At 67.9% G+C, this 12,819-nt stretch carries 14 protein-coding genes; 8 read left to right on the top strand and 6 right to left on the bottom strand.

Annotated elements, in window-relative coordinates:
• Positions 1–13 precede the first annotated feature (13 nt).
• A complete protein-coding gene (locus PHR85_RS13560) occupies positions 14–634 on the top strand; it encodes a septal ring lytic transglycosylase RlpA family protein (RefSeq protein ID WP_300055182.1) in 621 nt (206 codons plus the stop codon).
• Here the strand turns inward: PHR85_RS13560 and PHR85_RS13565 are convergent.
• The 3 genes from PHR85_RS13565 to PHR85_RS13575 form a co-directional block, all read right to left on the bottom strand.
• Positions 628–1,545, bottom strand: a complete 918-nt coding sequence (locus PHR85_RS13565; RefSeq protein ID WP_300055184.1) for a 23S rRNA (adenine(2030)-N(6))-methyltransferase RlmJ — start codon at positions 1,543–1,545, stop codon at positions 628–630. The genes PHR85_RS13560 and PHR85_RS13565 overlap by 7 nt on opposite strands.
• An 89-nt stretch (positions 1,546–1,634) precedes the next feature.
• A complete protein-coding gene (locus tag PHR85_RS13570) occupies positions 1,635–2,810 on the bottom strand; it encodes a branched-chain amino acid ABC transporter substrate-binding protein (protein WP_300055187.1) in 1,176 nt (391 codons plus the stop codon).
• 32 nt (positions 2,811–2,842) lie between these two features.
• Complete coding sequence (locus tag PHR85_RS13575) at positions 2,843–4,018, bottom strand: branched-chain amino acid ABC transporter substrate-binding protein (protein ID WP_300055190.1); 1,176 nt, start codon at positions 4,016–4,018, stop codon at positions 2,843–2,845.
• Positions 4,019–4,280: 262 nt separating this feature from the next.
• On the opposite strand from PHR85_RS13575, the gene rplM reads away from it, so the two are divergent.
• From rplM to erpA, 3 genes are all read left to right on the top strand, one after another.
• Positions 4,281–4,715, top strand: a complete 435-nt coding sequence (gene rplM / locus PHR85_RS13580) for a 50S ribosomal protein L13 (protein ID WP_105728277.1) — start codon at positions 4,281–4,283, stop codon at positions 4,713–4,715.
• A gap of 9 nt (positions 4,716–4,724) precedes the next feature.
• On the top strand, positions 4,725–5,117 hold the full coding sequence (gene rpsI / locus PHR85_RS13585) for a 30S ribosomal protein S9 (protein ID WP_105728278.1): 393 nt from the start codon (positions 4,725–4,727) through the stop codon (positions 5,115–5,117).
• A gap of 183 nt (positions 5,118–5,300) precedes the next feature.
• Entirely contained in the window at positions 5,301–5,666 is a 366-nt protein-coding gene (gene erpA, locus PHR85_RS13590; protein ID WP_300055198.1) for an iron-sulfur cluster insertion protein ErpA, read from the top strand.
• Between the two features lie 89 nt (positions 5,667–5,755).
• Here the strand turns inward: erpA and PHR85_RS13595 are convergent, their stop codons facing one another.
• Both PHR85_RS13595 and PHR85_RS13600 read right to left on the bottom strand, forming a co-directional pair.
• Positions 5,756–6,928, bottom strand: coding sequence for an anhydro-N-acetylmuramic acid kinase (locus tag PHR85_RS13595; protein WP_300055201.1), 1,173 nt, complete (start codon positions 6,926–6,928; stop codon positions 5,756–5,758).
• A gap of 3 nt (positions 6,929–6,931) precedes the next feature.
• The gene (locus tag PHR85_RS13600) at positions 6,932–8,269 is read right to left on the bottom strand and encodes a M23 family metallopeptidase (protein ID WP_300055204.1); all 1,338 of its coding nucleotides are present in this window, start codon (positions 8,267–8,269) and stop codon (positions 6,932–6,934) included.
• A gap of 196 nt (positions 8,270–8,465) precedes the next feature.
• Between PHR85_RS13600 and tyrS the strand changes: the two genes are divergently transcribed.
• Positions 8,466–9,731: a tyrosine--tRNA ligase gene (tyrS, locus tag PHR85_RS13605; RefSeq protein ID WP_300055207.1), complete on the top strand. Its 1,266-nt coding sequence runs from the start codon at positions 8,466–8,468 to the stop codon at positions 9,729–9,731.
• 16 nt (positions 9,732–9,747) lie between these two features.
• On the opposite strand, the gene PHR85_RS13610 is transcribed toward tyrS, so the two are convergent.
• The gene (locus tag PHR85_RS13610) at positions 9,748–10,377 is read right to left on the bottom strand and encodes a nitroreductase family protein (RefSeq protein WP_300055209.1); all 630 of its coding nucleotides are present in this window, start codon (positions 10,375–10,377) and stop codon (positions 9,748–9,750) included.
• Between the two features lie 99 nt (positions 10,378–10,476).
• On the opposite strand from PHR85_RS13610, the gene dtd reads away from it, so the two are divergent.
• The 3 genes from dtd to dbpA form a co-directional block, all read left to right on the top strand.
• Entirely contained in the window at positions 10,477–10,920 is a 444-nt protein-coding gene (dtd, locus tag PHR85_RS13615; protein WP_300055212.1) for a D-aminoacyl-tRNA deacylase, read from the top strand.
• A gap of 3 nt (positions 10,921–10,923) precedes the next feature.
• Positions 10,924–11,682, top strand: coding sequence for a hypothetical protein (locus PHR85_RS13620; protein ID WP_300055215.1), 759 nt, complete (start codon positions 10,924–10,926; stop codon positions 11,680–11,682).
• Positions 11,683–11,809: 127 nt separating this feature from the next.
• A partial coding sequence (dbpA, locus tag PHR85_RS13625; protein ID WP_300055220.1) for an ATP-dependent RNA helicase DbpA occupies positions 11,810–12,819 on the top strand: 1,010 nt, incomplete at its 3' end.

A 12,819-nucleotide genomic window follows, 5' to 3' on the forward strand; every position in this document is an offset into this window, starting at 1 on the left:
TTGGAGATTGCTTTTGCCTAGTCCCTTCCGCTTACCGGCGTCTGGCCGGCTGGCGCGCCCCGTCAGCGGGCGTGCGTTCTGGCGCATCCCCGCTGCGCTGCTGCTGGGACTCGGGCTGGCGCCGCTGTACGCGGCCGAGACGGTTGCGCCGGCTGTCGCGGCACCAGCGGCACCAGCAGCCGCTGTCACGGCGGCGCCCATGGCACCGGCCCATTCGTTGGCGCCAGCCGAGCTGCTGCGCCAGGCCAAGGGGGTGGTGCAGGATTCGCTGCATGTGGGCGTGGACTGGCTGGCCGGCGGCAAGTCCGAACCGCTGGTGATCGAGCAGGGGACGGCCTCCTTCCTGGCCAACATGCTGCATGGGCGCAAGACCGCCAGCGGCGAGCGCTACGACATGAACGAGCTGACCGCCGCGCACAAGACGCTGCCGTTCGGCACCCGCGTGATCGTGCGCAGCCTGCAGACCGGGCGCGAGGTGGCGGTGCGCATCGTCGATCGCGGCCCCCACCTCAAGAGCCGCATCATCGACCTGAGCCATGCGGCGGCGGCGGCGCTGGGCATCAAGGGCCACGGCATCTCCGAGGTCCAGCTGGTGCAGCAGATGCCGGCCAAGCCGGCGCCCGGACCTCAGTAGTTGCCGCTCTCGACCGTCCAGCCGGAACCGATCGGGTCCTTCAGCGCCTCGGTCACGAAGGGCAGCGCCTCGCGCAGCTGGGCCGCGAGCGTGAAGGGCGGGTTGATCACATGCATGCCGCTGGCGCGCATGGCGGTGTGGGCGCGGCCCTGCGCCACCTGGGCGCTGGTGCCCTCGGTTGGCGTCAGGCCCACGTTCAGCTCCGCCTGGACCCAGCTGCGCTGCAGGCGCTGGCTCATGGCCTTGAGCTTGCGCGCCAGCGAATGGGCCTCGGGGCGACCGATCACCGGGTACCAGACCGCGTAGCAGCCGATCGGGAAGCGCTGCAGCGCTTCTTCCAGGCAGTCGATCACGGCCGCGTAGTCGGTCTTGAGCTCGTAGCTCGGGTCGATCAGCACCAGGCCGCGTCGGGTCGGCGTCGGCAGCAATGATCTGAGGCCCTCGAAGCCGTTGCGGCGCAGCACCTCGATCTGCTTGCCGCGTTCGAGTTCGGCCACCTGCTTGTCGAGCAGCCGCGAATCGGTCGGATGGACCTCGAACAGCTTGAGCTTGTCCTGCGGCCGCAGCAGCGCCTGGCTGATCCAGGGCGAGCCGGGGTAGGTGCGCAGCTCCTTGCCGCTGTTGAAGCCGCGTACCTGCTGCAGGTAGTGCTTGACCAGCTCGGGCACGGGCTGGCTGCCGGCCTTGGCGGCCTCGACGGCGGAAAGCAGGCGGAAGATGCCGGCATCGGATTCAGCCGACTTGCGCGCGTGGTCCTGGTCCAGGCGGTAGACGCCCGCGCCAGCGTGGGTGTCGACCACGGTGAAGCCGGTGTCTTTCTGACCCATGTATTGCAGGATGGCGACCAGCGTCATGTGCTTGAGCACATCGGCGTGGTTGCCCGCGTGGAAGGCGTGGCGGTAACTGAACATGGGGCGGATGGTACCGCAAGGGGGCGGCGATCTGAAATGAAAAACGGCCCTGGCGGGCCGTTCCCGGATCAGCGAGGTGGATCAGCCGATCAGCGGATCACCGCCAGCTTGGCGCGTTCGCCGCCCTTGAAGGTGTAGAGGGTCAGCGCGGCGTTCTTGCGGTCGCCCTTTTCGTCGAACTCGACGTTGCCGGACGCGCCCTGGTACTTGATGGCCTTGAGCGCGGGCAGGTACTGGGACGGCTCGGTGGAGCCGGCGGTCTTCATGGCTTCGGCCAGCAGCTTGACGCCGTCGTAGGCGTAGGGCGAGTAGGCCTGTACCTCGACGTTGTACTTGGCCTTGAAGGCGGCGCGGAACTTGTCGTTGCCGCTGACCTCGTCGCCATCGACGCCGCCGGCTTCGACGCAGTAGACCCGTTCGTCGCCCAGCGCCTCGGCCGCGAGCTTGATCATCTGGCCGGTGCACAGGCCGTCGCCGCCGACCAGCTTGGCCGGGATGCCGAGCTGCTTCATCTGGCGCAGCATCGGGCCGCCGACCGAGTCCATGCCGCCGAAGAAGATCACGTCGGGTTGCTTGGCCTTGAGCGTGGTCAGGATGGACTTGAAGTCGGTCGCCTTGTCGTTGGTGAATTCGTGCGCCACCACCTTGGCGCCGGCGGCGGCGGCGGCCTTCTCGAACGCGTCGGCCAGGCCCTGGCCGTAGGCGGTGCGGTCGTCGATCACGGCCACGGTCTGGGCCTTGAGCGTCTCGACCGAATAACGGGCCATGGCACCGCCCTGTTGCGTGTCGTCGGCCACCAGGCGGAACACGCCGGCATAGCCCTGGCGGGTGATCTTGGGGTTGGTCGACGAGGGCGTGATCTGCGGAATGCCAGCCTCGTTGTAGATCTTCGAAGCGGGCAGCGTGGCGCCCGAGGTCACGTGGCCCACGACGCCCTTGACGCCGCTGTCGACCAGTTTTTGCGCGGCAGTCGTCGCCTGCTTGGGATCGGCGGCGTCGTCCTCGGCCAGCAGCTCGAACCTGGCGCTCTTGTCGCCGATCTGGATGCCGGCGGCGTTGAGCTCCTCGACGGCCAGACGGGCGCCGTTCTCGGTGTCCTGGCCGAAATGGGCCACCGGGCCGCTGGTCGGGCCGACGTGACCGATCTTCACGACCAGCTGTTCGGCGGCCGGGGCGGTGCCAGGGGCCTGGGCGGTTTCCTTCTTGCCGCAGGCGGCGAGGGCGACAGCGGCCGCCAGGGCAACCAGCTTGATTTCAGTGCGCATGATGATTTTCCTTTGGTGGGTCGGGAGCCCGTTCAGCGGATCACCGCCAGTTGGGCGCGGGCGCCGTTCCTGAAGGTGTAGAGGGTCAGCGCGGCATTCTTGCGGCCGCCCTGTTCGTCGAACTCCACCTTGCCGGAGGCGCCCTGGTACTGGATCGCCTTGAGCGCGGGCAGGTACTGCGCGGGCTCGGCGGAGCCGGCCGTCTGCATGGCCTGGGCCAGCAGCTTGACGCCGTCGTAGGCGTAGGCCGCGTAGGCCTGCACGTCGACCTGGTACCTGGCCTTGAAGTCGGCGCGGAACTTCTCGTTCGCGCTGACTTCGGCGCCGTCGACGCCGCCGGCTTCCACGCAGTAGACCTGATCGTCGCCCAGGGCTTCGGCCGAGAGCTTGATCATCTCGGCGGTGCACAGGCCGTCGCCGCCGACCAGCTTGGCCTTGATGCCGAGCTGCTTCATCTGGCGCAGCATCGGGCCGCCGGCGGAATCCATGCCACCAAAGAAGATCACGTCGGGCTGCTTGGCCTTGAGCGTGGTCAGGATGGCCTTGAAATCGGTCGCCTTGTCGTTGGTGAATTCGTGGCCCACCACCTTGGCACCGGCGGCGGCGGCGGCCTTCTCGAACTCGTCGGCCAGGCCCTGGCCATAGGCGGTGCGGTCGTCGATCACGGCCACGGATTTGGCCTTGAGCGTCTCGACCGAGTAGCGACCCATGGCGCCGCCCTGCTGCTGGTCGTCGGCCACCAGGCGGAACACGCCGGCATAGCCCTGGCGGGTGATCTTGGGGTTGGTCGACGAGGGCGTGATCTGCGGAATGCCGGCGGCGTTGTAGAGCTGCGACGCCGGCAGCGTGGTGCCCGAGGTCAGGTGGCCGATGACGCCCTTGACCTTGGCGTCGACCAGTTTCTGCGCGGCGGCCGTGGCCTGCTTCGGATCGGCGGCGTCGTCCTCGGCCAGCAGCTCGAATTTGGCGCTCTTGTCGCCGATCTTGATGCCGGCGGCGTTGAGTTCCTCGACCGCCAGGCGGGCGCCGTTCTCGTTGTCCTTGCCGAGGTGGGCGACCTGACCGCTGGTCGCGCCGGCATGGCCGATCTTGACCACCAGCTGATCGGCGGCCGGTGCCGTGGCCGGGGCGGCGGCTTCTTGCTTCTTGCCGCAAGCCGCCAGGGTCACGGCGGCGGCCAGGACGGCCAACTTCAGTTCAGTACGCATAGCGATTGTCTTTCGATGAGGCCTGCGGCAATCCCGCACCCACGCGGATGCTCGCGCCACGCTGGGGTGGTGTGGCGATTGTAGGTTCGGGTCGGTCATTCGTCACGCTTGCCAGAGTCGGGGTGGCATCCTATAATGGAGAGCTTCGCAGCGATTCCATGGGCTCCGCGGCGAAGTTCATCCCCACCTAAGAGGCTTCCTTCAGAGAAGCACCGACCGTGGAAAAGAGCCCGCCAAACCTCACTCTTCCAAAGAGAAACTTATGCAAAAGACTACTGTCAGCGCCAAGCCCGCTGAGGTTGTGCACGAGTGGTTTGTGGTTGACGCCACCGATAAGGTGCTCGGACGTGTCGCCAGCGAAGTGGCACTCCGTCTGCGCGGCAAGCACAAAGCCATTTATACCCCTCACGTTGACACCGGCGACTTCATCGTTGTCGTCAACGCTGCCAAGCTGAAAGTCACGGGCACCAAGGCCCTGAACAAGGTGTACTACCGTCACTCGGGTTTCCCGGGCGGTATCTACGGCACCAACTTCCGTGATCTGCAAGCCAAGCATCCCGGCCGCGTGCTGGAAAAGGCCGTCAAGGGCATGCTGCCCAAGGGCCCGCTCGGCTACGCCATGATCAAGAAGCTCAAGGTGTACGGTGGTGCAGAGCACCCGCACACTGCCCAGCAACCCAAAGTGTTGGACATCTAAGGAGCTGCCATGATTGGTGATTGGAACAATGGCACCGGCCGTCGCAAATCCAGCGTCGCCCGCGTGTTTATGAAAAAAGGCTCTGGCAAGATCACGGTCAACGGCAAGGACATCGAAGCTTTCTTCGGTCGCCAAACCTCGATCATGATCGCCAAGCAACCGCTGGCCCTGACTGAAAACCTGGAATTCTTCGACGTGCAAGTCAACGTGCACGGCGGCGGCGAATCCGGCCAGGCAGGCGCCGTGCGTCACGGCATCACCCGCGCCCTGATCGACTACGATGCGGCCCTCAAGCCCGCACTGAGCGCCGCTGGTTTCGTGACCCGCGATGCCCGCGAAGTCGAGCGTAAGAAGGTCGGTCTGCGTTCCGCACGCCGCGCCAAGCAGTTCAGCAAGCGTTAATTCGCCCGCCCCGCTGCAAGAAAGCCGCCTGCCAGCCCCGTGCTGGGGGGCGGTTTTTTTATGGGGATGGCCGCCCGGCAAAGACCCTGCTGCTTGCCCGGTATCACCGGCCATGCCAGCGGCTATTCCCGAGTTTTTTGCTATAGTATTCCCCATTCCTTCTGATTTCTAGGGTTGCACACCATGAGCGAACAAGCCGTTGCCGTTGATACCGAAATGCCCGCCCCACTGGTCTTCACTGACAGCGCCGCAGTCAAGGTGGCCGACCTGATCGCCGAAGAGGGCAACCCCGACCTCAAGCTGCGCGTCTTCGTCCAGGGCGGTGGCTGCTCGGGCTTCCAGTACGGCTTCACCTTCGATGAGATCGTCAACGAGGACGACACGGTGATGACCAAGAACGGTGTCTCGCTGCTGATCGATGCCATGAGCTACCAGTACCTGGTCGGCGCCGAGATCGACTACAAGGAAGACCTGCAGGGCGCCCAGTTCGTGATCAAGAACCCGAACGCGACCACCACCTGTGGTTGCGGCTCCAGCTTCACGGTCTGAACTTCGGCCGGGCTGGATCCGGCCTGCAGCGCGCGAGCGCACCACCTCAAGCCCGCCGGCTGGCCGCCTGCGGGCTTTTGTTTTTATGGTCAGGCCGGGTAGATCGCGCCGAGGATGCGCGACCCGGCCGCGCCCGTGACGGCGCCGAGGTTGCCGGGCTGGCCCTGCAGTGTCTGCCAGGCCAGCCAGGCGAAGGCGGCGGCCTCGACCAGATCGACTGGCCAGCCGCGCTCGGCCGTCGTCTGCACCGGGCAGGCGGGTAGCTCGCGGCGCAGCGCGGCCATCAGCGCGTCGTTGCGCGCGCCGCCGCCGCAGACCAGCAGCTCGGACAGCGCCTGCTTGCCCCAGTCCAGGCGGCGCAGGGTCTGCGCGATGCTGCGCGCGGTCAACTCGACCAGCGTGGCCTGCACGTCCGCCGGCGCCAGCGGCGCGAAACCCTGCAGCTGCTGCTCCAGCCAGCCGGCGTGGAACAGGTCGCGCCCCGTGCTCTTGATGCCTGGCAGCGCGAAGTAGGGCTCGGCCAGCAGGCGCGCCAGCAGCGCGTCGTCGGCGCGACCGCTGGCGCCCCAGGCGCCACCACGGTCGTAGGGTGCCCCGGTGTGGCGCAGGCACCAGAGGTCGAGCAGCATGTTGCCGGGGCCGGTGTCCAGGCCCAGCACGCGGCCGTCGCCCATCAACGCGGTGACATTGGCGATGCCGCCGATGTTGACCACCGCGACCGACGCCTCCGCCTGGCCGAAGACCTCGCGGTGGAAGGCCGGCACCAGCGGCGCGCCCTGGCCGCCAGCGGCGATGTCGCGGCTGCGGAAGTCGGCGACCACGGCGATGCCGCTCAACTCGGCCAGCAGCGCGGGGGCGTTGAGCTGCAGCGTGTAGGGCGGAAAAGCGGGATTCCGCGCGTCGACCCGTTGCCCGCGCAGCCGCGCGCCGGGCGGGTGGTGGCGCACGGTCTGGCCGTGGGCGCCGATCGCGCGCACCGCGCGGGGATCGGTGCCGCTGTCCGCCAGCAGCGCCTGCACGACCTCGGCGTAGACCCGGGTCAGCTGGTGGGCCGCGACCGCGGCGCGGTGCAGTTCATCCGGGCCGCTGGCGTTGAGCGCGAGCAGTTCGGCGCGCAGGTTTTCAGGCAGGGGCAGGCCGTGGCTGACCAGCACGCGCGGCGGCTGTGCGGCGAAATCGACCAGCACGCCATCGGCGCCGTCCAGCGAGGTGCCGGACATCAGACCGATGTAGAGCGCCTGGCCGGCTGTAGGATCGGGCATGGCTTACTGCGCGCTGGCCTGTACCACCGTGGCGGCGGCGGCGAGCTGCTGGCGCATCGCCTGCGCCACGCGCTTGAATTCGCCCTTGGCTGCCGCCGAGACCGGCTGGCCGTCGCGCGCGCGCGCCAGCAGCAGGGGATCCTGATGCTGGTCCCTGACCAGGTATTCGAAGTGCAGATGCGCACCCGTGGATGCGCCCGTGCTGCCGACCGCACCGATCAGGGCGCTCTGTTCGACCCGCTGGCCCTGGCGCACATGGATGCGGCTCAGGTGGGCGTAGGCGGTGCTTTTCTGGTCGCCGTGTTGCACGATCACGATGTTGCCATAGCCGTTCTTCCAGCCGGCAAACTCCACCAGGCCGTCGGCCACCGAGCGCACTGGCGTGCCGGTCGGCGCGGCGAAGTCCACGCCCAGGTGGGCCTTCTGCCTGCCCGAGATCGGGTGAAAGCGCATGCCATAGCCGCTGCTGACGCGCGAGAAGCTCAGCGGCGAGGCCAGGAAGGCGCGCTGCAGGCCTTGCCCGTCCAGCGTGTAGAAGTTGCCCTTGCTGCCGGGCTCCTGGAACCACATCGCCTGGTGCTTGCGGCCGGCGTTGATGAACTCGGCGCCGAGCAGCTGGCCGTGGCTCAGCACCTCGCCGTCTGCTTCCAGCGTCTCGTAGGCGACGTGGAAGCGGTCGCCAGGTTGCAGGTCGCGGCGGAAGTCGATTTCGCTGGCGAACAGGTCGGCGAGCTGGGCCGCCACGCTGTCGGGCAGGCGGGCGGCGTCGGTGGCCTCGAACAGGGTGTGGCGTATGGTGCCGCTGGCCAGCCGCACCGAACGGTCGAGCGGCGCGAGTTCGAGCCGTGACGCGAAGGTATTGCCGATGCCGCGTTCGACCACCAGGCGCGAGAAATGCTTGCCTTCTTCGTCGGGCAGCCAGCGCGCGGTCAGGCCGCGCAGGCCCTCGCCATCGGTCTCGACCGATACCAGCTTGCCGGCGTCGCCGGTCAGCAGCACGCGCGCGGTCTGGTCGCCGCGCAGGAAGGCAGCGGCGGCGCTGTCGCGCACGCCGAGGCGCTTGAGCAGGCTTTGCACCGAGTCGTCGCGCCGGGTCAGGTCGCTGCGGAACAGCACGAAGGGCGCCGGGGTGGCGCTCGTTGCCTGAGCCAGCGGAGCCGCCAGCAAGGGCGAGACGGACTCCACCACCTGCCGCACCGGCAGCTCGGTGGCGTCTGGCGCCAGTGGGGCCACCGCGACCGCGGTGACGCCGGTGCCCAGCAGCAGGGCGCCCAGCCCGGCCATCAAACGGCGCGGGTGGCGCTGCGTGGCTCGCACCAGCAGTTCGATACGTGATTTCATCAAAGGGTAAATCCGGTGACAGCGGGTTGAATCCGGCCGCTGCGATAAAGGGAGAGATGCCGCCAGTAACGCGGCGCATGCCGGTACGGACAGCGCCTGCCTGGAGACAGGAGGCGCGCCAATTAAAATCCGGCTCACAGAGAGCTATTTTCCCATTTTACCCAGGCCACGGAAAGCCGCAACTGGAAAACCCCTTATGAATGAACAAGTTGAGTCCGGGAAAGACGAAGATCTGACAATTGGCAAGGCTGCGCCCGCGCTGTCCGATCGCGTCCAGCACGCGCTGGCCGTGACCCGGCGTGGCTGCGAGGAGCTGATTCCCGAGGCCGACTGGATCAAGAAGCTGGTGAAAAGCGAAGCCAGCGGCCAGCCGCTGCGCATCAAGCTCGGGCTGGACCCGACCGCGCCCGACATCCACATCGGCCACACCGTGGTGCTCAACAAGATGCGCCAGTTGCAGGATCTGGGGCACCAGGTGATCTTCCTGATTGGCGACTTCACCAGCCTGATCGGCGACCCGTCGGGGCGCAACAGCACGCGCCCGCCGCTGACGCCCGAGCAGATCAAGCTCAACGCCGAGACCTACTACAAGCAGGCCAGCCTGGTGCTCGACCCCGCACGGACCGAGATCCGCTACAACAGCGAGTGGTGCGAGCCGCTGGGCTCGGTGGGCATGATCCAGCTTTCGGCCAAGTACACGGTCGCGCGCATGATGGAGCGCAACGACTTCCACGACCGCTTCAAGGCCGGCACGCCGATCTCGGTGCACGAGTTCCTGTATCCGCTGATGCAGGGCTACGACTCGGTCGCGCTCAAGTCCGATCTGGAGCTGGGCGGTACCGATCAGAAGTTCAACCTGCTGATGGGCCGCCACCTGCAGGCCGAGTACGGCCAGGAGCCGCAGTGCATCCTGACCATGCCGCTGCTCGAAGGCCTGGACGGCGTCGACAAGATGTCGAAGTCGAAGCACAACTACATCGGCATCACCGAGCCGGCCAACACCATGTTCGCCAAGGTGCTGTCGATTTCCGATGTGCTGATGTGGAAGTGGTACACCCTGCTGTCCTTCCGCAGCGAGGCCGAGATCGCCGCGCTCAAGGCGGCGATCGCCCAGGGCGCCAACCCCAAGGAGGCCAAGGTCGCGCTGGCCAAGGAGATCACCGCGCGCTTCCACAGCGCGGCGGCGGCCGACGCGGCCGAGCAGGACTTCATCAACCGCAGCAAGGGTGGCGTGCCGGACGAGATCCCGGAGGTGGCGCTGGCGGGCGCGCCGCTGGGCATCGGGGCGCTGCTGAAATCGGCCGGCCTGGCGCCCTCGACCAGCGAGGCGAACCGCCTGATCGACGGCGGCGGTGTGCGTGTCGACGGCTCGGTCGTCAGCGACAAGGGCCTCAAGCTCGATGCCGGTACCTTCGTGGTGCAGGTCGGCAAGCGCAAGTTCGCGCGCGTGACGCTGGCCTGATCCTCAAGCTGTCGCTTCAGTCGCCAAGCCGGCTGAAGTAGGCCGAGCTGTCGGGCCTGGGCTTGCCGCGCCTGACTTCGGATACCGTGCCGAAGTTGATGAAGCACAGCGCGTCCTCGTCGTCGTGCAGCGCGAACAGCTGGCGCAGCGCCTGTGAGGTCAGCGCCTTGCCGCTGGTCAGGCCCGAGCCGTAGCCCGCCGCGCTGGCCAGCAGCAGCATGTTCTGGATCGCGCAGCCGGCCGACAGCAGTCTCTCCTGTCCGGGAATATCCGGGTCGCCGCCGCGCAAGCGGCAGACCGCCAGCAGCAGCCAGGGCGCGCGGTAGGCCTTTTCGCGCGCCTGTGCCTGCTCGTCGGTGCTGGCATCGGGGTCGCGCTCCAGCAGGGCGGCGGCGAAGGCCTGCGCCAGCTCGGCACGCCTGTCCTGCGGTATTTCGATGAAGCGCCAGGGCAGCAGCTGACCATGGTCGGGCGCTGCCGCTGCTGCGGTCAGGATGGCGGCCTGCTGCGCCGCGTCGGGTCCGGGTGACTGCAGGCGCTTGGGCAGCGTGGTGCGTCTGCCGTCCAGCAGGGCCTGGGTCCATTGCAGCGCGTCGCTGCCGCTGGCCGGGCGGTCCTGCGCTGGGATTTTCTGGGAGGTCGACATGTCGATAATGTCGCCGATGCGCGCGGCCCGCTCAAGGGCCAACCGGGCCGGCGCGACAATCCGTCACATGAAATCGATCAATCAATCCGGAGCAAAGGCATGAAGGCGGTATTGCAGCGCGTCAGCGAAGCGCGCGTGGTGGTCGACGGCGCGGTCGTCGGCGAGATCGGTCAGGGCCTGCTGGTGCTGCTGTGCGCCGAGCGCGGCGACACCGAGGCGGTGGCGGACAAGTTGCTGGCCAAGCTACTCAAGCTGCGCATCTTCTCCGACGAGGCCGGCAAGATGAACCGCAGCCTGCTGGACGTCGGCGGCGGCCTGCTGCTGGTGAGCCAGTTCACGCTGGCGGCCGATACCTCGGGCGGCAACCGGCCCAGCTTCGGCCAGGCCGCCGCGCCCGACGAGGGCCGCCGGCTCTATGACTATTTCGTCGCCCAGGCCCGCGCCGCACACCCGGTCGTGCAGACCGGCATCTTCGCGGCCGACATGAAAGTGCAACTGGTCAACGACGGGCCGGTCACGATCCCAATCCAGATGAGCGCCTGAGCCATGGGACAGGACCTATCCCTGGCGGCCTCTGCTGCCTGTCTGCCGGTCGCTGATGGCAGTCCAGCTTGCTTTGCATCACTGGCTCGATCCGGCCTGAACCTGCACGCGGTGTTCGACCTCGCCGATCTGCCGCCTGGCTTGCTGGCGACGCTGGGCCTGGACGACAAGGCGCTCGCGCGCTTTCGTCAGCTGATCCTGATCGGTCATCTGGGGCGCGATTTCTGGGACGCGCTGCAGCGGCGCGGGATGCATGGCGCGCATCCGGTAGACCAGTTCGTGACCGAGCGGGTCGCGGCCTGGATGTCCGATACGCTGCCGGTCCATGAATGGCGTCAGGTCTTTCCGGGGCCGGCGCCGGTCGGGCTGCAGCGGCTGGGGGCGCTGGCGGGCTGGCATCAGGCCTCGCCGTTCTGGGTCGGTGTCGATGCCGAGTGGGGCAGCTGGTTTGCCTACCGTGCTGTCTTGCTGGCCGATACCGCGCTACCCGTCACGCCCAGGCGCGAGGCCGGATCGCCCTGCGCCAGTTGCGTGGACCAGCCTTGCCTCGGCGCCTGTCCGGCCGGTGCGCTGGCGTCCGAGCCGGGCGGCTCCTGGCGGCTGCAGGCCTGCCTGGACTGGCGCAAGCAGCCCGGCTCATCCTGCCTGGACCGCTGCCTGGCGCGCAATGCCTGTCCGGTGGGCGAGCGCTACCGCTATACCGACGGGCAGATCGCTTACCACTACCTGCACTCGATGCGCCATATCCGCGAGCATTGTTGAGCCGTCTGGCGCGCCAGTGCCGAGACAGCGCCGAGACAGTGCCGGATTCCTCATGGTGCGGCACAAATCGTTACCCGGCGCCACCCCGGCCCTGTCGCTCAAGAACGCCCGCGCCGATAATCGACAGATGAACGAATCCTTGAAAAACGCGACCGCCGGTGCCGCCTTCAGCCAGCTGTCGCTGGCCGCCTCCACCCTGGACAACCTGGGCCAGCTCGGCTACAGCGCGATGACGCCGATCCAGGCCGCCAGCCTGCCGCTGGCGCTGGCGGGGCGCGATCTGATCGCCCAGGCCAGCACTGGCAGCGGCAAGACCGCCGCCTTCGGCATCCCGCTGGTCGAGAAGCTCGACCCGGCGCAGTGGCAGGTGCAGGCCTTGGTGCTGTGCCCGACGCGCGAGCTGGCCGACCAGGTCACGCTGGAGATCCGCCGGCTGGCGCGCGCGCACGGCAACATCAAGGTCGTGACCCTGTGCGGCGGCGTCGCGCTGCGTGGCCAGACCCTGAGCCTGGAGCATGGCGCCCATGTCGTGGTCGGCACGCCGGGCCGCATCCTGGATCATCTGGAGCGCGGCCACCTGAGCCTGGCCGCCGTGCGCACCCTGGTGCTCGACGAGGCCGACCGCATGCTGGACATGGGCTTCTTCGACGACATCGCCCAGGTCGCCAAGCTCTGCCCGGCGGACCGCCAGACGCTGCTGTTCTCGGCCACCTACCCGGAAGGGATCGACCGGCTGGCGGCGCAGTTCATGCGCGCGCCGCAGAACGTCAAGGTGCAGGCCCAGCATGCGGCCGACAAGATCCGCCAGCATTTCTATGAGGTCAAGCACAGCGAGCGGCTGGCGACGGTGGCGCGGCTGCTGAACCATTTCCGGCCCGAGTCGACGCTGGCCTTCTGCAACACCAAGCAGCAATGCCGCGACCTGGTCGCGCTGCTGCAGGGCCAGGGCTTCGCGGCGCTGGCGCTCTATGGCGAGCTGGACCAGCGCGAGCGCGACCAGGTGCTGGTGCAGTTCGCCAACCGCAGCTGCTCGGTGCTGGTGGCGACCGATGTGGCGGCGCGCGGGCTCGACATCGCCCAGCTCGACGCGGTGATCAACGTCGACTGCACGCCCGACGCCGAGATCCATGTGCACCG

The organism is Malikia sp., from assembly GCF_028687635.1.
Taxonomy (GTDB): Bacteria; Pseudomonadota; Gammaproteobacteria; order Burkholderiales; family Burkholderiaceae_C; genus Malikia.